This is a genomic window from Actinomycetospora endophytica (assembly GCF_021026375.1).
GTDB lineage: Bacteria > Actinomycetota > Actinomycetes > Mycobacteriales > Pseudonocardiaceae > Actinomycetospora > Actinomycetospora endophytica.
Genome location: NZ_JAJNDB010000002.1, coordinates 435,876 through 455,971, shown reverse-complemented (window position 1 = coordinate 455,971; position 20,096 = coordinate 435,876). Strand labels below are relative to the sequence as shown.

The following is a 20,096-nucleotide window of genomic DNA, read 5'->3' as shown; positions in this document are numbered from 1 at the left end:
CACTGCTCGGAGGCGTACCGCGGTGACCGATGCCGTCTCGCTGCTCGTCGCCGTGCCCGCCGCGGTCGTCGGGGCCGCCGGGTTCGGGATGGCGAGCGCTGCCCAGCAACGGGCCACGCACGAGGTGCCGGTGTCGTCGACGCTGAGCCCGCGGCTCGTCGTCGACCTCATCCGTCACCCGTGGTGGCTGCTCGGGCTCGTCATGACCGTGCTGGCGCTGTCCATGCAGCTCGTCGCGCTGGCCTTCGGACCGCTGACCGTGGTGCAGCCGCTGCTGGTCACCGGCGTCGTCTTCGCGGGCGTGTTCTCCGCGCTGCTGCACCGCCGGGCCCCGGACCGCTGGGTCGTCGTCGGCGGGCTGTTCACCGCGGCGGGCCTGGCGGCATTCCTGCTGCAGGCCCGCCCGGTGGCCGCGCCCGAGGGCGAGCACCTCGACGTCACCGACTCCCCCGCGTTCCTGGTGACGATCGTGGTCCTCGTCGTCGGCTGCCTGATCTACGCGCGCGTGATCTCGAACCCGACCCGGATCCTCGCGCTGGCGCTCGGCACCGGCATCCTCTTCGGGGTCACCGCCGCGCTGATGAAGGCCGTGACGACGGCGGTGCGTGGCGGGCTCGGCGAACTGTTCACGACGCCCGCGCTCTACGCCGCCTGCATCATCGGCCCGATGGGCTTCCTGCTCAGCCAGAACACGTTCCAGCAGGGTCGGCTGGTCTCGCCGTCGGTCGCGGTCATCACCACGGCGGACCCGATCGTCGGCGTCTTCGCCGGGATCGCCTGGCTCGGCGAGAGCCTCGACACCACCGGCCCGCTCATCGCCGGGCAGGCCATCGCGGGCGTCGTGGTGCTCGCCGGGATCGCGTCGGTGACCCTGCGCAGCACCGTCCTGCTGCGCCGCGGCGACGCCCCCGAGGACGCGGCGACGTGGGAGCACCACGACCCGGCACCGGAATCGTCGGCCTCGAGCAGCTGCCCCGGATGACCCCGGACGGCGCTCCGGCCCTCGTCACCGGCGCCTCGTCCGGGATCGGTGCGGCGATCGCCCACCGGCTCGCGGGACGGTCCGCGCCGCTGGTGGTGACCGGTCGGGACGCCGGCCGCCTGAACGCGGTCGCGGCGGCGACCGGGGCGCACCCCGTCGTCGGGGACCTCACGACGACGGCGGGTCGCGCGGCCGTGGTCTCGGCGTGCGACGAGCACGGGGTCGGGCTGGTCGTGCACGCCGCCGGGATCGGGGCGGCGGGGCCGTTCTCCGGCGTCGACGAGGCGGAGGTCGACGCGGTGCTGGCGGCCGACCTGGTGGCCCCGGTGCAGCTCACCCGGGCCCTGTGGCCCGCGGTGCGGCGGGCGCGTGGGCACGTGGTGTTCGTGGCATCGATCGCCGCAATCGGGGTCGCGGGCGAGGCGACGTACTCGGCGGCCAAGGCCGCCCTGCGGACGTTCGCCGACGCGCTGCGGCTGGAGGAACCCGCCGTCGGGGTCACGACCGTGCTGCCGGGCGCGGTCGACACCCCGTTCCTGGCGCGGCGGGGCTACGACCGGTCGTTCCCCCGGCCGGTGCCGGCGGACCGGGTCGCGGCGGCGACCCTGCGCGCGGTGGAGCGGGACCGGGCGGAAGTGTTCGTGCCGCGCTGGCTCCAGGTCGCGTCGGTGGTGCAGGGGGCGGCGCCGGGAGTGTTCCGGAGGTGCGCTCCGCGCTTGTGAGCACTAATTGACGCTATAGCGTCAATTAGTGCTCACAGGCGCGAAGCGCACCTGGTGGCCGCCGCCTCGATCCGCTCGTCGGACGCGGTGAGCGCCACCCGCACGTGCTCCGACCCGGCCGGCCCGTAGAACTCCCCCGGCGCGACGAGGATCCCGAGCTCGGCCAGCCACCCGAGGGTCTCGCGGCAGGGCTTGCCCGCGGTCGCCCACAGGTAGAGACCGGCCTCGGAGTGGTCCACCCGCAGCCCGACCTTCTCCAGCGCCGGGCGCAGGACGGCGCGGCGGGCGTCGTAGCGCTGCCGGGTCTCGGCCACGTGCGCGTCGTCGGAGAGCGCCGCGGTCATCGCCTCCTGCACCGGCCGCGGCACGATCATCCCGGCGTGCTTGCGGACGGCGAGCAGCCCGGCGACGAGTGTCGGGTCACCCGCCACGAACGCCGCCCGGTAGCCCGCGAGCTGCGAGGTCTTCGAGAGCGAGTGCACCGCGAGCAGGCTCTCGAGCGAGCCGCCGTGCACCCGCGGGTCCAGCACGGACACCGGCTCGGAGCCCGGCCCGGGCAGCCCCAGGTAGCACTCGTCGGAGGCCACCACCGCGCCGAGCGCGCGCGCCTCCGCCACCCGTGCCGCGAGCGCCTCGACCCCGAGCACCCGCCCGGTCGGGTTCGACGGCGAGTTCAGCCAGACCAGCCGCGCGCCCGCGGGCAGCGGCTCGTCGTCGGCCACGCGGACCGTCGTGGCGCCCGCCAGCATCGCCCCGACCTCGTAGGTCGGGTACGCGAGGTCCGGGATGGCCACGACGTCGCCGGAGCGCAGCCCCAGCAGCGTCGGCAGCCACGCGACCAGTTCCTTGGACCCGATCGTCGGGAGCACGGCGTCCGGGATGAGGCCATCGACGCCGAAACGGCGCCCGAGCGCGTCCACCGCGGCCGTCCGCAACTGCGGCGTGCCCCAGGTCTGCGGGTAGCCCGGCGAGTTCCAGGCCTCCTGCAGCGCCGACGCCACGATCTCCGGGACCGGGTCGACCGGGGTGCCGACGGAGAGGTCGACGACGCCGTCGGGATGCGACCGCGCCGTCGCCGTCTCCGCCGCCAGGCTGTCCCACGGGAAGTCGGGCAGCTCCGGGAAGGAGACGGGAATCGTCACTCCCCCTGCGGCGGCAGGTTGGGCACCGGGCCCACGTCGCGGTCGGTCTTGCCGACCTTCGAGGCCCCTCCCGGCGAGCCGAGCTCGTCGAAGAAGTCCACGTTGGCCTGGGTGTAGACCGACCACTGGTCGGGGACGTCGTCCTCGTAGTAGATGGCCTCGACCGGGCACACCGGCTCACAGGCACCGCAGTCGACGCACTCGTCGGGGTGGATGTACATCATCCGGCCCCCTTCGTAGATGCAGTCGACAGGGCACTCCTCGATGCAGCCCTTGTCGAGCACGTCCACACACGGTTCGGCGATCACGTACGTCACGTCGGCTCCTGCTCCTCGCTCTCGTCACCGTCGAGGGACGACCCCGCCGGTGGTGGTCGGCGCGTCAGTTGGGTCCCGCGACATCGGTGAAACCGCCCGTCAGTATTCCGTTCGGCGGCGCGTTGCGCCCGGGCGGGTCACCCCCGCAACGACGTGGGTGACACCACATCAGGATCTCGGCTTCCACCGGGTCGCGACGGGGCCCGGCCGCTGCCGGTCGGGTCACCCCCGCACCGCCCTGGCTGCCCGCCGGGCGGCCCGTTTCAATCCCGACCGCTCACTCTTGTACGCCCCGAGGGCGCCGACAACGGGCAGGTTCGCGATCGTGCGCCACCACCACCGGCCCTGTGGCCTGCGCTCCAGCTCCTCGCCCAGTGCGAAGAGCGACCGGCCCATCCGCCACACCGCCCGGGCGAGCGCCTTGAGCCGCCCGTCGTGAGCGGGCTCCCCGGCGGTCCCGAGGTCGCCGGTGAGGTCCCGGGCGTCGCGCTCGACCCGGTCGTCGTGCGGGTCGCCGTACTCGCCCGGGCGCAGGTCACGGTCGAAGAGCACGGTGCCGAGCAGCCGCACCTGGTCGTCGCGGCCGGTCACGCCGTGCTCACCGGCGATGGCGCACACGACGAGGCCCTGCGCGGCCAGCCCGAGGATGTCCGAGACCGGCAGCCGCCGGGCGAGCGCCCCCCCGATGCCCGGGATGGAGGCGATCGCCGAGGTGAAACGCCCCACCCGGCCCACCCACCAGTGGTCCCGCTCCTCCGGTGTCATCACCGACCACCGCGGCGTCCCGGGCAGGCGCGAGGTGGCGAGGCGGTCCAGGAACCGTGTCCGCACCGAACGCACGGCCCGCCGCGCGCGGCCGAGCCTCGTCGTCGGGGCGGGCTCGGGCGGCGCGTCGGCCGGGGCGGCCTCCAGCTCGAGCGCCCGACGGCGGGCGAGCCGCCCGAGCCGGAACGGGTCGGCGTCGCGCAGTCCGGTCAGCACCGGGCCGGTCGCGGCCACGAACGGGCGCAGCACGCTGATCATGTGGCGGTCGGACACGGCGGGCATGACCGCTCCGTTCCCGATGTCGTCCGCCGGCGAACCTCATTCGTCGATCAACAGCACACGAGGCATGCCCGACGGCGCCGGCGCATGCCCCACGTGCCCCTGATCACGACGACGACGTCGCCCGCACCCGCCCCACCGGGCGGCTCGCCACCCACGTGCCCGGCAGCAGCCCGGCCGCCACGAGCAGCAGCCCCCGCCAGTCCTGCGGGAACATCCCGGGCCCGGCCGGGCTCCACAGCCCCGTCACGACCACCACGAGCAACCACACCACCAGCGGCACGAGCGCAATCCGCGTCCCCGGCCGCAGCCGGTCGGCCGCGCGCACGAGCAGCGGCGTGGTCACGGCCGCGACCAGCGCCGAGACCGGGAAGGGCACCGTCCCGATCCGCACCGACAGCCACGCCACCTCGGTCAGCGCGAGCAGCACCGTGTCGAGCAGGATCACCGCGAGCGCCACGGCCCGCACCATCACCGAACCGTTCACGCCGACAGGGCTCCCAGCGTCGCCGCGGCGCCGCCCGGCCCGCGCAACAGCACGAAGTGCTCGGCCGCCAGGACCGGCTGCGCGAGGTCGTTGGACAGCGCGAACGCCGGGGGCTCGCGCCCGTCGTCGAACACCCGGATCTGGGTGGCGTGCGCGCGCAGCGCCGCGAGCTTGCGGACCCGTGCGGGCCCGAGCGCGACCCGCACCGTGACCGTCGCGTCCGGCACCGTCGGGAGGTCCGCCACCGGGGGGACGGGCAGCGGCAGCCAGGCCCGGCGGCCCAGCGCGGTCAGGCCGGCCTCGACCTCGTCGTGCGCGGCGGCCGTGGCCCACAGCCCGATCCGGTCGCCGAGCGGGTCCAGCTTCTCCACCGCGCCGCCCGCGATCTCGTGGGCACGCACGTGGTCGGGGTGGCCGTAGCCGCCCGTGGCGTCGTAGCTGACGACGACGTCGGGCTCGACCTCGGTGAGGATCTCGACCAGCTGGGCCACCTGGAGGTCGACGTCCGCGCGGCGCGAGAACGCGCCCTCCCCGAGGTCGGCGGGCGCGGCGGCGCGGATGCCCTCGCCGGTGGCGACCATGCCGGAGTCGTGCCAGCGGCCCCGCCCGCCGAGCAGGCGGTGGTCGGTGACGCCCAGCGCCGCACAGGCCTGGTCCAACTCGCCGGCGCGGTGCGCGGCGAGGTCCGGGCTCCCCTCGAGGGCCTGCAACGACGGCGGGATCACCTCGCCCTGCTCCCCGAGGGTGCAGGTCACCAGCGTGACCCCCACCCCGGCCTCGACCGCGCGGGCCATCAGCCCGCCGCAGGTGATCGTCTCGTCGTCCGGGTGGGCGTGGACCAGGACCATTCGCCGGGGGGCGGACACGCCGGGCAGCCTATTCGTGCCGTTCCTCGGTCGGCAGCGGGCCGAGGGTGGCGAACGCGTCCAGCACCGGCCCGACGTCCCCGGACCGCACCCACGACCGGATCCGGCCGGCCGAGCGGCGCGCGAGCAGCGCCCGCGCGAGCTCGAAGTCCGGGGCGGCGATCACGACGTCGGCCGACGCCGGATCACCGCCGTCCGAGGCCCACGACCAGGAGTCACCGACCAGTCCGAGCGTCGTGCCCGCCGGGAGCCGCCCGCCGACCCGCGGCGCGAACCGGTCCCGGATCGCGGCCAGCCCGTCGGTGTCCTGTCCGCCGGGGACGCCGAGCGCGCCCCGGAGATCCTGCTCGTGGATGATCACGTCGCCGAGCGGGCGGCTGCCGTGCTCGGCCATCCACGCCCGCAGCGGCTCGGCGGTGCGCTGCCACTCGGTGATCAGGTCGTCGACCGACCGGTCCGCGCGCTCCCGGACCTGCTTCGCGGTCCAGTCGGCGTTGTGGTCATCCGGCTCGTCCCCGGCGACGACGTCGCTGCCCAGTCCGACCATGTGCGAGAACAGGTCCCGCGCGGTCCAGTCCGGGCACGCGGGCACGGTCGTCGAGACCTGCTCGGCGGTGGCGCCCGCCATCAGGGCGATCACCCGTGCCTGCGCCCGGCTCCACTCCTCGATCTCGTCCACGTGCACCCGCGTACCCGCTGCGGGCGGGGAGTCACCGCGAGGGCACCGGCAGGGTCCGATACACCTCGGCGTAGTGGCACGCCGACGGGTGGTCGCTCGCCGGCCCGGCCGCCAGGGCCGGCTCCTGCTCCGCGCAGAGGTCCGTCGCCTTCGGGCACCGGGTCCGGAACCGGCAGCCCGACGGCGGCGCGGCCGGGCTCGGGACGTCGCCGGTCAGCCGGATGGTCTCCCGCTTCCCCCGCGCCGCGGGGTCGGGCACCGGGACCGAGGACAGCAGCGCCTGGGTGTACGGGTGGGTCGCCCGCTCGTAGATCTCCTCGCTGGTGCCGGTCTCGACGATCTTGCCGAGGTACATGACCGCGACCCGGTCGGAGAGGTGCCGGACGACGCCGAGGTCGTGCGCGATGAAGATGTAGGAGAGCCCGAACTCGGTCTGCAGCTCGCCCAGCAGGTTCATCACCTGGGCCTGGATGGACACGTCGAGCGCGGAGACCGGCTCGTCGCACACGATCACCCGGGGGCGCAGGGCGAGCGCCCGGGCGATGCCGATGCGCTGGCGCTGGCCGCCCGAGAACTGGTGCGGGTAGCGGCGGATGTGCTCCGGGTTGAGCCCGACGACGTCGAGCAGTTCCTGGACCTTGCGCCGCCGCTCGCCCTTCGGGGCCACCTCGGGGTGGATCTCGAACGGCTCCCCGACGATGTCGCCGACGGTCTTGCGCGGGTTGAGCGAGGTGTACGGGTCCTGCAGCACGACCTGCATGTCCCGCCGCCACGCCTTCAGCGCCGCCCCGGACTTCGCGAAGAGGTCCTCGCCGTCGAAGGTGACCGTGCCCGACGTCGGGGGCTCGAGGCGCATGAGCACCTGCGCGAGCGTCGACTTCCCGCACCCGGACTCGCCGACGACGCCGAGGGTCTCGCCCGGGTGCAGGTCGAACGACACCCCGTCGACGGCGTGCACCTGCCCGACCGTCTTCTGGAACACCACGCCCCGGGTGATCGGGAAGTGCTTCACCAGGTCCTTGACCTGCAGGATCGGCTGGCTCACGGCGTGAGCACCTCCTCGGGCGAGGCGCCGACGAAGCGTTCGGCGAAGTGGCACGCCGCACGGTGGTCGTCCCCGGTGGCGTCGGGGTCGTCGAGGGCGCGCAGCGACGGCAGCTCGCTGCGGCACCGGTCCTCGGCGTGGGCGCAGCGCGGGTGGAACGGGCAGCCCGGGGGGATCGCCGACAGCGACGGCGGCAGGCCCGGGATCGGGTCGAGCTGGCCGCCCCCGCCGTCGAGCCGGGGCACCGAGGCCATCAGCCCGCGGGTGTAGGGGTGCGCGGGATGCGCGTAGAGGCTGGCCGCGTCGGCCTCCTCGACGATCCGGCCCGCGTACATGACGGCGATCCGGTCGGCGACCTCGGCGACGACGCCGAGGTCGTGGGTGATCAGGATCATCCCCATGGTGCGCTCGCGGCACAGCTCGTCGAGCAGCTCCATGATCTGGGCCTGCACGGTGACGTCGAGCGCGGTGGTCGGCTCGTCGGCGATGAGCAGCTCGGGGTCGAGCGCCAGCGACATCGCGATCATGGCGCGCTGGCGCATCCCGCCGGAGAACTGGTGCGGGTACTCCCGGACGCGCTGCGCCGCGTTCGGGATCTTCACGAGGTCGAGGAGCTCGGCCGCCTTCACCATGGCGTCCTTGCGCGACATGCCCCGGCGGAAGCGGAACTGCTCCGCGATCTGCGCGCCCACGGTGTAGACCGGGTTCAGCGCCGACAGCGCGTCCTGGAAGATCATCGCCATCGACTCGCCGCGCAGCAGCCGGCGCCGCTCCGGGTCCGCGCCCAGCAGCTCCTCGCCCTTGAACCGCACCGAGCCGCCGGTGATCCGGCCGGGCGGGGTGTCGAGGATGCCCATCACGGTCTGGGCCGTGACGCTCTTGCCGGAGCCGGACTCGCCGAGCACGGCGAGTGTCTCGCCGGCCGACACCTGGTAGCTCACGCCGTTCAGGACGGACGCGACATCACCGTGCCTGGGGTTCCCGAACTCCACGCGGAGGTCGGACACCTCGAGCAGCGGGGCCGCTGCTGTCTCGGTCATGCCCCGCTCACCGTCCTCTCGGGTCGATCGCGTCGCGCAGGGCGTCGCCCATCATCACGAACGCCAGCACGGTGACCACCAGGAAGGTGGCCGGGAAGAACAGCGCGTGCGGCATCTGGATGATCCGGGACTGCACCTCGGCGATCATCACGCCCCAGGAGACGACGGGATCCTTGAGGCCGATGCCGAGGTAGGACAGCGTCGCCTCGGCGCCGATGTTCACGCCGAGCTGGATGGTGCCGTAGACCAGCACCGGCGCGAGGCAGTTCGGCAGCATGTGCCGGAACATGATCCGCAGCGGTCCGGCGCCGAGGGCCCGGGCGGCCTTGACGTAGTCCTGTTGCGCCGCGGTCAGCGCGGCCGCGCGCATGATGCGCATCGCGAGCGGCCACGTCAGCACGACGATCGTGAGCACCACCTGCGCGATCAGCCGGCCCGCCGGGACGATCTCGCCGGGCTTGTTGAACGTCGTCAGGATGACGATGCCGCCGAGCACGAACGGCAGCCCGGCGAAGATCTCGGCGATCCGCGAGAGCACCGCGTCGGTCAGGCCCCGGGCGTAGCCCATGACCAGCCCGGCGAGGGACCCGACGAGGACGGTGCCGATCGTGGCCAGCAGGCCGACCGCGAGCGAGGGACCGGCGCCGTGGATCGTCCGCGAGTAGACGTCCCGGCCGTAGAGGTCCCGGCCGAACCAGGCGTCCGACGACGGGTCGGCGCCGGACTGGTCGAGGTTGCCCGTCACGGGGTCGACGTGGGTGAACAGCGACGGGAAGAGCGCCATCAGCAGGACGATGACGATGACGGTCCCCGAGATGAGGAACAGCGGGCGCCGCCGGAGCTGCTTCCAGGCGTCCGACCAGAGCCCGGCCTCGGCGGCCGGCTCGGCGGCCGAGCCGATCTCCGCCTCCGCCTGGGGGTCGGTGATCGTGTCAGTCATAACGGATCCTCGGGTCGAGGACCGCGTAGAGCAGGTCCACGACCAGGTTGACGAGCAGATAGATGATCACCAGCAGGACGACGACGCCGACGACCTGGGCCTCCTCCTGGCGCTGGATGCCCTGGAACACCAGGCCGCCGAGCCCGCGGATGTTGAACACGCCCTCGGTGACCACCGCGCCGCCCATGAGGCTGCCGAGGTCGGTGCCGATGAAGGTGACCACCGGGAGCAGCGAGGTGCGCAGGATGTGCGCGACGACCACCCGGCGTCGGGACAGCCCCTTCGCGACCGCGGTCCGGACGAAGTCCGCGCGGGTGTTCTCCATCATCGAGGTCCGGGTCAGCCGGGCGACGAACGCCATGGAGAGGCTGCCCAGGACGAGGCCGGGGACGAAGAGCTGGAACACGTCCGGGTCGGTGGGCACGGAGGTGCGGATCCAGCCGAGCTCGACCCCGAAGACCTGCTTGACCACCAGGCCGGTGACGAACACCGGCAGCGAGATCAGGAACAGCGTCGAGATCAGGATCAGCGAGTCGACGAAGCTGCGGCCGCGCAGTGCGGACACGACGCCGGCCGTGATGCCGATGACGATCTCGATGACCACGGCGACCACCGCGAGCCGGAAGGAGATCGGGGCGGCGTTCGCGATCAGGTCGGAGACCTCGTTGCCGCTGAACGTCCGGCCGAAGTCGCCGGTGAACAGCCCGCCGAGGTACTTCAGCCACTGGACGATGACGGGGTCACCCAGGTTCAGGCGCTTGGTCATGAGGTCGACGTAGGACTGCGGGCAGGCCCGCTGCCCGCACTTGCCGGCGAACGGATCGCTCGACAGGCCCCAGACGAGGTAATAGATCATCAAGGTGGTCCCCAGGAACACGGGGATCGCCTGCAGCAGGCGCCGCAGGGTGTAGCGGCCCATCGGTCCTCCTCGGGCGGCACGTGACCCGGAAGCGGCCGGCTCCCCCACGTCGGGGAGCCGGCCGCGACCGGTGGTGGAAGGTCAGGCCGTTCGCCCGATCAGCTCCCGGGCTTGAGCTGGAAGCTCGAGGTGACCAGACGGTTCAGGGGATTCTGGACCCCGTTCGTCAGGCGCTGACCATTGCCCCAGATGACCGGCCGGCTCCACAGCGGGATGCTGGGCATGTCGTTGAGGGCGATCTTCTCGGCCTGGGCGTACGCCTGGTCCGCGGCCTCGATGGTCGGGGCGCCGTCGGCGGCGTCCATGGCGGCGTCGAAGGCCGGGTTCGAGTACTTCGAGTCGTTCGACGAGCCACCGGTCCGGTAGAGCTGGGTCAGGAACGTCTCGATGTTCGGGTAGTCGCCCTGCCACGCCGCGCGGAACGGCCCGGTGTACTGCTTCGAGTTCGCCAGCTTGCGGGCCTCCTGGAAGGTCGGCACCGGCGCGTAGCGGACGTCGATCCCCAGGTTCTGCCGCAGCTGATTGGTGATCGCCTGCATCCACTCGTCGTTGCCGCCGTCGGAGTTGGCGACGAGCGTGACCGGCCCCTGGACGCCGCCGGCCTGGGCGAGCATGGCCTTGGCCGCGGTCGGGTTGAACGTGCAGGCCTCACCGCACTGGTTCGGCACGTAGCCCTGCACCGACGGCGTGGTGTAGCCGTCGGCCGGGGTGTAGAGCCCGTTGAACAGCTGGTCGATGATCGCCTTGCGGTCGATCGCCATCGAGAACGCCTTGCGCAGCAGGGGGTTCTGGAAGCGGGGGTCGTAGAGCGGGAAGGCGAGGTCGGTGGTGACCAGGCCGGGGACCGAGCCGGCACCCGCGCCGAGATCCTGCTTGTAGCGCCCGCCGGCCAGCGCCGACGACGGGATCTGGCGGATGTGGTCGAGGTTGCCCGAGACCACGTCCTGGTAGGCGGTGTTGAGGTCCGAGTAGACCTTGAACTGCAGGTTCTGGACCTGCGGCTTGTCGTCGCCCTGGTACTGGTCGTAGCGGGTGAGGTCGAGCTCCTGGTTCGGCGTGCGGGAGACGAACTTGAACGGCCCGTCGCCCACCGGCGAGGCCTCGTACCCGGCGCGGTCGGTGAAGAACTTCTGCGGCATCGGGTCGTAGGCGGTGTAGCCCAGGGTGACCGGGAAGACCGTGAACGGCTTCGTGAGCGTCACGGTGAACGTCGTCGGGTTGACGACCTTCAGGCCGGACATCGTCTTCGCGGTGGCGTTCGAGGCGCTGACCTGGTCGTAGCCCTCGATCTTCTCCATGAAGGTCTGGTTCTGGGCACCGTTCGGGCCGAACGCGGTCCAGTTCCAGGAGTCCACGTAGCTCTGCGCCGTCACCGGCGTGCCGTCGTGGAAGGTCCAGCCCGGCTTGATCGTGATGGTGAAGGTGCGGTTGTCGGTCGTGGTGATCGACTGCGCCTGCTCGTTGGACGGCTGCCCGGTCTTCGGGTCGTACTTGACGAGCCCGGCGAACAGCGCGTCGACGGCGTCGCCGCCGTTCTCCTCGTTCGTCGAACCGGGGATGAGCGGGTTCTCCGGCTCGCCCCACTCGATCGACACGGTCTGACCGTCGTTGCCGCCGCCTCCGCCGCCGCCGCACCCGGACAGCACCAGCGCGGCGGTAGCCGCGACCGCTCCCAGCACGATCCAGCGCGAGCGACCGCGCCTGGTGATCCTGGTCACCACACCTCCCGAAAACGTTTGACGAAGGCGGGGTCGCCGCCCGGGGCAACCTAAGTGGTCCAGACCTCTCGCGCTACCCCAGAGTGTTTCCTCAGTGTCACGAGTCGGTCGCCGGGCGTTCGGGACCGTGCCCCGTTCGGAGGACCATCCGGACGCTCTGCTGCGTCATACGGATCAGTTGTTGGCATCCCCATTGGCCTGCGCCTGTCGGGCGGGAGGCGTCCACCGACCCGCCGAGGCGAACGGGCTGGCCCCCAGCGGGGGGACGACGACGTCGGTGCGGCCGGCCGGGCTGACCAGGGTCGAGGACGCCTGGAAGAGCGGCACCACCGGTGTCGAGCGCCAGAGCAGCGGCTCGGCGAGCGCGAGGGCGGTGTCCTCCCCGATCGCCCCGGACGAGGCGCCGTCGAGCACCGACTGCAGCGCCGGATCGCAGAACCCGGTCACCGAGAGCGCCTCCGAGGTCTCCGGGGTGCCGACCGAGTCCAGCGGCGTCGTCGTGGCCGCCCCGGAGGTCGTCGACCCGTCCGACGACGACGCGCTCGGCGTGGGCGTGCCCGACGTCGTCATTGGCGGGTTGGTGCTCGTCGGCGCCACCGTGGTCGTCGGCGGGGCGGGGGCGGCCGGCGCGACCGCCGAGGTCGTCGTCGCCGGGGACGCCGTCGTGGTGCGGGGGACGGCGGGCGAGCTGCCCGACGTCGTCGGCGCCCGGCGGCCGGGACACCCGACCACCGAGTCCAGGTCGGCGATCGCGTCCCCGCCCACGGGCAGCGCGAGCACCGTGAGGTCGGCGACCGCCATGTCCGAGGCGGACTTCGGCGTCGGCGGCACCGAGGTCGTCGTCCCCGACGACTCGCTCGTCGTGGTCGGGGTCGACGACGGCGGCTCCGGCGAGGTCGTCGTCGTACCGGGCAGGGCCGACGAGGTGAGCGGACCCGGCGTCGAGGGGGTGGCGGGCGCCGAGGCGGTGCTCGACGGGATCGGGCCCCGTCCGGGCGGGAAGGGGTTGGCGCCGCTGTCGGCCACCACCGTCGTCCCGATCCCGGCCGCGTTGAGCTCCTGGGCGACGGTGTCGAGCAGCCGACCGTAGGGCGAGGCCTGCGCAGGCGCGGAGAGCCGCAGCCGCAGGCCGCGGCCGTCGATGCTCCAGCGACCGTCCGAGCCGCGGACGTACCCGGCGGCGGTGAGCAACCGGGCCGCCTCGGCCGGGTCGGGGGTCGCGGCCGGCGAGTCGGCGGGCAGGGTCGGCCGGTAGTTCGGCTCCGACGGTGCCGTCGCGAACGCGTCGGCGCGCAACGCCGCCGACGGTCCCCCGCCCGTCCCGGACGCGATCAGGGCGTCCCGGTCGAGCAGCGAGACCACCGCGCGGCGCACCCGCGGATCGGAGAGCGGGCCGTCGTCACTGCGCAGCGCGAGCTGCACCTCGCTCGCCTCGGGCACCGTCTTCACCGCGAGCGGTCCCGCCGGTCCCGGTGGCGCGGCGGCGAGTGCGTTCAGCGCCGCGAGGTCCGAGGAGTCGGCCCGGAACTGGGTCGCCTGGACGTCCCCGGTGCGGACCCGGTCGATCAGCGAGGCGTGGTCGGCGGCCTGCAGGACGATCTGGTCCGGAACGGGAGGAGTGCCCCAGTAGACGCTGTTGCGGGCCAGGGTCACCTGACCTCGGATCCTGTCCACCAGGCGCACCGCGTAGGGCCCGCCGGAGACCGGGATGCTGTCCTGCAGCGCGCCACCCCAGGAGCCGGGGGCGTCCTTGAGGAGGTGGGCGGGCAGCAGGTTGTCGAACAGCGTCTGCCACGCCGGGTAGGGCCGGTCGAAGACGACGTCGACGGCCTTGCCGCCGGCGCGCGAGCGCACGTCGGAGATCGCCCGGTAGCCGGCCGCGTCCGCCACGCCGGGCTGCGAGCGCATCTGCTGCCACAGGTAGACGAAGTCCTCGGCGGCGATGGGGGCGTTGTCCGACCACGCCGCGGCCGGGGCGATCTCGTAGGACACCGTGTAGGGCGCGATCGAGGTGACCTTCGCCGACGTCACCACCGACGTGTCCAGCTGCCGGCCACCGTTCGCGGCGGCGCGGAACGCCGAGGGCAGGACCAGGGCGGCCATCGTGCGGCTGGTCGGGGTGAGATCGGCGATCCGGTGGACGTTGAACCCGCCCCCGAGGTCGTCGACCCCGATCCGCAGCTGGGTGGGATCCGGCTCGAGCTGGGGTTTCACGGGCGCCGGGGTCGGGGCCTGCCCGACGAGCGGCGGGGGCGACGTACTGCAGCCGGCCAGGAGCGCCAGCACCGCCAGGACACCCGCCGCGATCAGACGCATCCGGCCACCGCGACGACGCGCCCCCGCGACACGGCGGGCGGCTCGGGGTGACGGGGCCATGTCGGGGTGGGGTGGAACCTCTCCGCCGCCGCCCGGCGACCGTTGCCATCGGGCCCGCGGCCTGCTGGAGTGCGGGGATCGTCATCGTGGCACGACGCCCCGTCCGGAGCATCGTCGACCCCTTCCGTGGCGGGCGGAGATCAGGTTAGCCTCACCTCATGCGCACCGGGGCCACGACGACGAGCTGGGTGGACGCCCTGGCCCGGCTGCGTCCGCGGGATCACGGCAGGTCGCGGTCCCGCACCGCGAGGCCGTCGGCGAGTCGCGTCGCGGTGCCCGTGGCGGCGGTGCCCGCGGCGGCAGTGGTCAAGCCGGCGCTGGTCGAGGCCCCCGTCGCACCACCGCAGCGGCTCGGCGTGAGCCGGGAGCAGGCGTGCGCGATCACCGGGGCCAAGCGGGTCAAGAAGAAGTGCTGCCGGTCGACGCCCCGCTGCAAGGGCTGCCCCGTGGTGCTCATGCGAGCCGCGCGCGCCGCCGAGTCCGGGCTGACCGGCAAGGACCTCGCGAAGGCGGTCAAGCGCGCCCGCGCCGCGTAGCTCAGCCCGGCTCGGGGACCCCGTCCTCCAGCGTCTCGCGCAGGGCGGGCAGCAGTTCCCGGTCCGAGGGCAGCCAGTCGAGCGTGTCGAGCTCGTCCGGGCCGACCCAGCACACCGCGAGGTGCTCGAGCGCGTGCGGGACGGCGCCGTCGACGACGCTGCACCGGTAGAAGCGCAGCACCAGGTCCGTGCCGCGGCGGCCCCGGACCTCGATGTCCGGCCCGACCCGCTCCTCGACGACGACGGGCAGCGCCAGTTCCTCGCGCAGCTCCCGGGCCAGCGCCTCCGGTTCGTTCTCCCCCGGCTCCACCGAGCCGCCCGGCAGTTCCCAGCGCCCCCGCATGTCCGCGGGCTCGGCACGCTGGGCCGCGAGCAGCCTCCCGTCGGCGATGACCGCCGCCCCCACCACGACCTGCACCGGAACATCGTCGCCCGGGCGGCCCGCGCGCGCTGCTCGGGCCCCTCGAGGCGTGTCAGGATGGCGTCATGGCCGATCTCCTCTCCGACGACGCCGTCGCCGACGCCCTGTCCGGGCTGCCCGGGTGGGAGCGGGACGGCGCCGCCATCGTCCGCACCGTGAAGCTCCCGTCGTTCCGCGCCGCGATCGCCGTCGTCGACGCGGTGGCCGACGCCGCCGAGAACGCCGACCACCACCCGGACATCGACATCCGGTACAACACGCTGACCTTCGCGCTGTCCACGCACTCCGAGGGCGGGCTCACCGCGAAGGACCCCGACCTCGCCGGCAAGATCTCCGCGGCGGTCGACGCGCACTCCTGACCCCCGTGGCCGGCGGGTCGCCGCTGCTCGCGCGGCCGTTCCTCGCGGTCCTGGCCGCCACCCTGGCGACCTTCGGGGGCTACTCGCTGCTGCTGCCCGTCCTGCCGCTCTGGGTGGCCTCGGGCGGCGCGGGCCCGGGACTCGCCGGCTCCGTGACCGGCGTGTTCATGGCGGCCACGGTGCTCACCCAGCTCGCCGTGCCCGCGCTGCTGCGGGCGATCGGGCACCGCGCGGCGCTGGTCCTGGCGGCGGTGGCCCTCGGGGCGCCGGCGGCGCTGCTCGTCCTGACCCCGTCGGTGTGGCTGGCGATGCCGGTGTCGGTCGTCCGGGGTGCGGGCTTCGGGGTCCTGACGGTGGCCGGGGCGGCCCTCGTGTCCGACCTCGTCCCCGCGCGGGTCCGCGGCCGGGCCACCGGCATCTACGGCCTGGCGCTGGGGCTGCCGCAGCTCGTCCTGCTCACCGGCGGCGTGTGGGCGTGGGCCCGGCTCGGCCCGTCGACGGTGCTCCTCACCGGAGCGGTGCTGCCGTTGGTCGCGCTGCCGGCGATGGGGCTGCTGCCCCGGCGGGTGGGCGCGTCGGTTCCCGAGGTGGTTCCTCCGGTGGTTTCCCCGGTGGTTTCCGACGCTGTTTCCGACGGCGCGCGGCGCTCCTTCGCGCGGGCCGCCGTCGCGCCGTGGCTGGTCATGCTGGTGTGCGCCGCGAGCGCGGGCGGCGTCATCACCGTGCTCCCGTTGGCCCAGCCGGCCGGTCCCGCGGCGGGAGCGCTGTTCGCGCTGACGGCCGCGCAGCTGGTGGGGCGCAGTGTCTCCGGGGAGCTCGGCGACCGACTCGGGCTCGGCGGTCGGGTCACCGCGCCCGCCCTCGGTGTCGCCGCGCTCGGGGCGGGGGTGGTCGCGTGGGGGTTGACCGGGGCCGGGACGGCGGCCGTGCTCGGTGGGGCGGGCCTGGTCGGTCTCGGGTTCGGCGCGGTGCAGAACGACACCCTCGTCACGCTGTTCACCCGGGCCGGTCCGGGGCGCTCCGGGACGGCCAGCAGCGTGTGGAACACCGCCTACGACACCGGCACCGGGCTGGGCGCGACCGCCCTCTCGGCGGTGCTCGGCGCGGCCGGCGCGCCGTGGTCGTTCGTGGTCGCCGCGCTGGCGTGCGTCCTGGCCCTCGGCAGCGCTCCGTGGTTGCGGCCGGACCCGACTGGGACACCCGGGTGACAGCGCCCCGGCGTCCGGGTGGCGGTCCCCGGCGACGCTGACGTGCGTGCGCCGCCGCACGATCACCGGGAGACCGGCCGAGTGATGCGGCCCTGGATCCCGGGAGGGCGTCGTGCGCCGGATGCTGCTCGCCGTCGCGGTGGGCGCGCTCGGGATGATGGTGCTCGCACGGGTCGCGACGGTGCTGACGCTCGCGCCGATCGGGCTCCCCGAGCCGTGGGAGCTCTCCGACCCGCCGGCCGCCGTCGCCCCGGCTTCTGTGGCCCCTCCGGCACCGGCCGTCGCCGCCGTCGTCACCGGCCTGCCCGCGCCCTCCACGTCGCCGCGCGCTGTACCCGCGGCGGACCGCCCGGGCGTCCCGACGTCATCGCGCGCCGCCACCGTCCCGGCGCCCCGGATCGGCGCTGGGACATCGTCGTCGTCGGGAGCGACATCGTCGTCGGGGTCGGACGCGTCGTCCTCGCGAGCGGCGGTCGGCGCGCCGGCGCCGTCGTCGTCCGGGTCGGACTCGGCCGCACCGGAGGCCCGCAGCGCCTCCTCCGCGGACTCGGGCGGAGCCACGCAGGCCCCGCCGGCGAAGGTGTGCCTGAAGGTGGTCGCGGGGCTCTGCGTGCAGCTGGGCTGAGTCGGCGAGTGAATCTGGCTGCCGTGAGGGGCACATCGCGCATGATCAACCGTCGGCGACGGTGCCTCACGTGCTGTTGATCATCGGCGTGGGGTGGGCCGGCCGCGAGCGGGCGGGACGGACGCTCAGCCCGCGGCAACCCTCGACGTCGTCGGGACCAGCTCGCCACGGATCGTCGCGAGGCAGTCGTCGAGCAGGTCGACGAGCACCGCGTCCCGCGCCGCCGTGTCGAGTCCGGCCGCTCGAGCCGCGACGAGCAGGTGCGCACAGGCGTGGTTGACGGGACCCACGTGCAGCAGCGTGGCGATCCGCCCGCCGGAGCCGTCCCCGGCGTCGTGCCCGTCCGCGCGACGGCGGTCCGCCTTGGCGTGGGCCTCCTCGACCCGGCGCTCGAGGCGGGTGAAGAAGCGGCTGGTGGGATCGAGGCGGAGGCCGGCCCGCGCGACGGCGGCGAGCACCACCGGGCGCACCGGCCCGTCGACGTCCCGCCCGGCCCCGACCAGGTCCACGGCGCGCAGCCCCAGGTGCTGGCGTGCCTCGTGGGACACCGCGTCGTTGACCTGCCACGCCAGGGCGGCGACGGCGGGGTGGGTGCACTGCGGACGGTCGGTGAAGCGTTCACCGGCCAGGACCGACACGTACTCCATGACGCAGCTGCCCGAGCGCGCGTCGCGATGGGCTCCTGCCTCGAGCACGGGCAGCCCATCGGGCGTGCTGGGTGGGACGAACGGCGACGACGGCTGACTGATCGGCATGGCGTGCCCCCTCGGTCCGGGCGCTGCTCGCGGAACGTTGTGAGCCTAGACCGCTCGGCGCCCGATCGGGACCCGTCGGCGCCCGGGGATCCGTCGGACGGGGATCAGTGCCCCGAGCTGAGCACCTCGGTCGCCGTCAGTGCGGCGAGGACCGCCTGCACCGTCGGGCTCACCAGCCGGACGATGTCCTGGTCGATGCCGGGCGGGACGAACCGCCCGCTCGCGATCGCGCGGGCCCTGGAGACGGCGCCGTGCGGGTCCACCGGGTGCAGGGCCCGGACCCGGCGGCCGTGGTGGAGCAGCACGGTGATCATCGCGGTGTCCTCGTCCGGGTCAGCCCCGTCGAGGACGGCCCGCACGACGGAACGGTCGTGGTGCAGCGCCGCGGTCTCGTGCACCCGCAGCGCGGAGCCGAACACGGGCATCGCGAGGTAGCCGAACACGCGGCGGGGCTCGCGATGGGCGAGGCCACGGTCCACGAGCCGGTCCATGGTGTGCCGGATCATCTGGGCGCCCCGGGGTCCGGTGACGGCGTGCCCGAGGTCGGCCTTGCGGCCACCGCTGCGCATGACGCCCTCGGCGACCCACTCGAGGAGCGGATCCGTGGCATCGACGGGACCCCGACGGAAGCTCGACCCGGCGTCGAGGAGCGAGGCGTCGAGCAGCAGTTCGACGAGCGCCGCGGCGACGAGCAGACCGGCGGGCTCCGTGAGGCTCGAGACGGGGCGTCCGTCCTCGTTGCCCAGCACCCAGGCGACGCGCTCGGGAAGGGTCAGATCCCGGGTCGGGGTCGACCACCGTTCGGAGCGCACGAGCGACAGCCTAGGCACACGAACCCGTGATTCCTCACCCGGTCGGGGGCCCCGGATCGAGATCGTTCGCCACGCGGTGTCCACCACACGACGGGCGGTGCACGACGGCTCCGGACGGACCACCCATCCGGGCCGCAGCGGTCCGGCCGTCCGGACGCCGGCGGTCCGACGACCAGCCGTCGGTGTCCGGTCTGCGCACGGCCGTCAGCCCCTCGGCGCGCGCTCCGAGGGCCGTCACCCGGGCGGACCGGATCCCGGCCCCTCGGAAATAGGTTGTGCGCCATCGAAGTTGCACCGCGCATGAGCACCCTCGACAAGGCCCAGGAGCTCCAGCGGCTGCACGCCGCCCCGGAGCTGCTCCTCGTGGTGAACGTGTGGGACGCGATCACCGCCCGCATCGTCGCCGACATCCCCGGCACGAAGGCTCTCGCGACCGCCAGCCACGGGATCGCCGCCTCCCGCGGCTACCCGGACGGCGAGGTGATCCCGCGCGACGAGATGATCGCCGAGGTCGGGCTCATCGCCCGGCAGACCGAGCTGCCCGTGACCGCCGACCTCGAGGGCGGCTACGGCGACGCGGGCGGCACGGTGTCCCGCGCGATCGACGTCGGCATCGTCGGCGCCAACCTCGAGGACCAGATGAAGCCCCTCGACGCGTCGGTCCGCGCGGTCGAGGCGGCGGTCAAGGCCGGCGAGCAGGCCGGCATCCCGTTCGCGCTCAACGCCCGCACCGACGCGTTCCTCAAGGCGGGCGACCGGGACCCGGAGGAGGTCATCACCGACGCCATCGCGCGCGGGAAGGCCTACCTCGAGGCCGGCGCCACGAGCTTCTTCGTCCCGGGCAAGCTCGACGAGGCCCAGCTGACCCGCATCGTCGGTGAGCTCGGCGAGCGCAAGGTCAATATCATCGGCATCCCCGGCTCGATCTCCCTCGAGGCCGCGCAGCGGATCGGGCTCGCCCGGGTCTCCTACGGGCCGTGGAGCCAGAACACCGCGCTCACCGCCCTGGCGAAGCTCGCCGAGGACGTCTACTCCGGCGGCGGACTCCCCGCGGACACCCGCAAGCTCAACTGAGGCGCACTGATCGCGTCGGGCGGGCCGCA

General features: G+C 74.0%; 22 protein-coding genes. 7 read left to right on the top strand and 15 right to left on the bottom strand.

Features of this window, described 5'->3' with window-relative positions:
- The first annotated feature begins 22 nt into the window (after positions 1-22).
- On the top strand, positions 23-982 hold the full coding sequence (locus LQ327_RS13075) for a DMT family transporter (protein ID WP_230734177.1): 960 nt from the start codon (positions 23-25) through the stop codon (positions 980-982).
- Positions 925-1,704 carry an SDR family NAD(P)-dependent oxidoreductase gene (locus tag LQ327_RS13070; protein ID WP_308286301.1) on the top strand — a complete coding sequence of 260 codons (780 nt, stop codon included), beginning with the start codon at positions 925-927 and terminating at the stop codon, positions 1,702-1,704. Before LQ327_RS13075 ends, LQ327_RS13070 begins: the two co-directional genes overlap by 58 nt.
- Before the next feature lie 32 nt (positions 1,705-1,736).
- Here LQ327_RS13070 and dapC read toward each other — a convergent pair whose 3' ends face one another.
- The 12 genes from dapC to LQ327_RS13010 form a co-directional block, all read right to left on the bottom strand.
- Positions 1,737-2,846 (bottom strand): succinyldiaminopimelate transaminase, encoded by a 1,110-nt coding sequence (dapC, locus tag LQ327_RS13065; RefSeq protein WP_308286300.1) that lies wholly within the window; start codon positions 2,844-2,846, stop codon positions 1,737-1,739.
- The gene (fdxA, locus tag LQ327_RS13060; RefSeq protein WP_230734175.1) at positions 2,843-3,163 is read right to left on the bottom strand and encodes a ferredoxin; all 321 of its coding nucleotides are present in this window, start codon (positions 3,161-3,163) and stop codon (positions 2,843-2,845) included. The genes dapC and fdxA overlap by 4 nt, the downstream gene beginning before the upstream one ends.
- A 222-nt stretch (positions 3,164-3,385) precedes the next feature.
- The gene (locus LQ327_RS13055) at positions 3,386-4,210 is read right to left on the bottom strand and encodes a hypothetical protein (RefSeq protein ID WP_230734173.1); all 825 of its coding nucleotides are present in this window, start codon (positions 4,208-4,210) and stop codon (positions 3,386-3,388) included.
- Between the two features lie 103 nt (positions 4,211-4,313).
- On the bottom strand, positions 4,314-4,694 hold the full coding sequence (locus tag LQ327_RS13050; RefSeq protein ID WP_230734171.1) for a hypothetical protein: 381 nt from the start codon (positions 4,692-4,694) through the stop codon (positions 4,314-4,316).
- Positions 4,691-5,560, bottom strand: a complete 870-nt coding sequence (mshB, locus tag LQ327_RS13045) for an N-acetyl-1-D-myo-inositol-2-amino-2-deoxy-alpha-D-glucopyranoside deacetylase (RefSeq protein ID WP_230734168.1) — start codon at positions 5,558-5,560, stop codon at positions 4,691-4,693. The genes LQ327_RS13050 and mshB overlap by 4 nt, the downstream gene beginning before the upstream one ends.
- Before the next feature lie 10 nt (positions 5,561-5,570).
- A complete protein-coding gene (locus LQ327_RS13040; RefSeq protein WP_230734166.1) occupies positions 5,571-6,239 on the bottom strand; it encodes a maleylpyruvate isomerase family mycothiol-dependent enzyme in 669 nt (222 codons plus the stop codon).
- 31 nt (positions 6,240-6,270) lie between these two features.
- Positions 6,271-7,284: an ABC transporter ATP-binding protein gene (locus LQ327_RS13035; protein ID WP_230734164.1), complete on the bottom strand. Its 1,014-nt coding sequence runs from the start codon at positions 7,282-7,284 to the stop codon at positions 6,271-6,273.
- On the bottom strand, positions 7,281-8,324 hold the full coding sequence (locus tag LQ327_RS13030) for an ABC transporter ATP-binding protein (protein ID WP_230734162.1): 1,044 nt from the start codon (positions 8,322-8,324) through the stop codon (positions 7,281-7,283). Before LQ327_RS13030 ends, LQ327_RS13035 begins: the two co-directional genes overlap by 4 nt.
- Positions 8,325-8,331: 7 nt before the next feature.
- Positions 8,332-9,264 carry an ABC transporter permease gene (locus tag LQ327_RS13025; protein ID WP_230734160.1) on the bottom strand — a complete coding sequence of 311 codons (933 nt, stop codon included), beginning with the start codon at positions 9,262-9,264 and terminating at the stop codon, positions 8,332-8,334.
- Complete coding sequence (locus LQ327_RS13020; protein WP_230734158.1) at positions 9,257-10,183, bottom strand: ABC transporter permease; 927 nt, start codon at positions 10,181-10,183, stop codon at positions 9,257-9,259. The genes LQ327_RS13025 and LQ327_RS13020 overlap by 8 nt, the downstream gene beginning before the upstream one ends.
- A 98-nt stretch (positions 10,184-10,281) precedes the next feature.
- Positions 10,282-11,901, bottom strand: coding sequence for a peptide ABC transporter substrate-binding protein (locus tag LQ327_RS13015; protein WP_230734156.1), 1,620 nt, complete (start codon positions 11,899-11,901; stop codon positions 10,282-10,284).
- Positions 11,902-12,075: 174 nt separating this feature from the next.
- The gene (locus LQ327_RS13010) at positions 12,076-14,217 is read right to left on the bottom strand and encodes an ABC transporter family substrate-binding protein (RefSeq protein WP_230734154.1); all 2,142 of its coding nucleotides are present in this window, start codon (positions 14,215-14,217) and stop codon (positions 12,076-12,078) included.
- Between the two features lie 218 nt (positions 14,218-14,435).
- On the opposite strand from LQ327_RS13010, the gene LQ327_RS13005 reads away from it, so the two are divergent.
- Positions 14,436-14,813 (top strand): hypothetical protein, encoded by a 378-nt coding sequence (locus tag LQ327_RS13005; protein WP_230734152.1) that lies wholly within the window; start codon positions 14,436-14,438, stop codon positions 14,811-14,813.
- Between the two features lies 1 nt (position 14,814).
- Here LQ327_RS13005 and LQ327_RS13000 read toward each other — a convergent pair whose 3' ends face one another.
- The gene (locus LQ327_RS13000) at positions 14,815-15,231 is read right to left on the bottom strand and encodes a (deoxy)nucleoside triphosphate pyrophosphohydrolase (protein WP_230734151.1); all 417 of its coding nucleotides are present in this window, start codon (positions 15,229-15,231) and stop codon (positions 14,815-14,817) included.
- Between the two features lie 68 nt (positions 15,232-15,299).
- On the opposite strand from LQ327_RS13000, the gene LQ327_RS12995 reads away from it, so the two are divergent.
- The 3 genes from LQ327_RS12995 to LQ327_RS12985 all read left to right on the top strand — a co-directional run bounded on the left by LQ327_RS12995 (position 15,300) and on the right by LQ327_RS12985 (position 17,426).
- A complete protein-coding gene (locus LQ327_RS12995; protein WP_230734149.1) occupies positions 15,300-15,593 on the top strand; it encodes a 4a-hydroxytetrahydrobiopterin dehydratase in 294 nt (97 codons plus the stop codon).
- A 5-nt stretch (positions 15,594-15,598) separates the two neighbouring features.
- The gene (locus LQ327_RS12990; RefSeq protein WP_230734147.1) at positions 15,599-16,801 is read left to right on the top strand and encodes an MFS transporter; all 1,203 of its coding nucleotides are present in this window, start codon (positions 15,599-15,601) and stop codon (positions 16,799-16,801) included.
- Positions 16,802-16,913: 112 nt separating this feature from the next.
- On the top strand, positions 16,914-17,426 hold the full coding sequence (locus LQ327_RS12985; protein ID WP_230734145.1) for a hypothetical protein: 513 nt from the start codon (positions 16,914-16,916) through the stop codon (positions 17,424-17,426).
- Positions 17,427-17,551: 125 nt separating this feature from the next.
- On the opposite strand, the gene LQ327_RS12980 is transcribed toward LQ327_RS12985, so the two are convergent.
- Both LQ327_RS12980 and LQ327_RS12975 read right to left on the bottom strand, forming a co-directional pair.
- Positions 17,552-18,181, bottom strand: a complete 630-nt coding sequence (locus LQ327_RS12980) for a hypothetical protein (RefSeq protein WP_230734143.1) — start codon at positions 18,179-18,181, stop codon at positions 17,552-17,554.
- A 104-nt stretch (positions 18,182-18,285) separates the two neighbouring features.
- Positions 18,286-18,993: a GPP34 family phosphoprotein gene (locus tag LQ327_RS12975; RefSeq protein WP_230734141.1), complete on the bottom strand. Its 708-nt coding sequence runs from the start codon at positions 18,991-18,993 to the stop codon at positions 18,286-18,288.
- A gap of 300 nt (positions 18,994-19,293) precedes the next feature.
- Between LQ327_RS12975 and LQ327_RS12970 the strand changes: the two genes are divergently transcribed.
- Positions 19,294-20,067 carry an isocitrate lyase/PEP mutase family protein gene (locus LQ327_RS12970; protein WP_230734139.1) on the top strand — a complete coding sequence of 258 codons (774 nt, stop codon included), beginning with the start codon at positions 19,294-19,296 and terminating at the stop codon, positions 20,065-20,067.
- Positions 20,068-20,096: the final 29 nt, after the last annotated feature.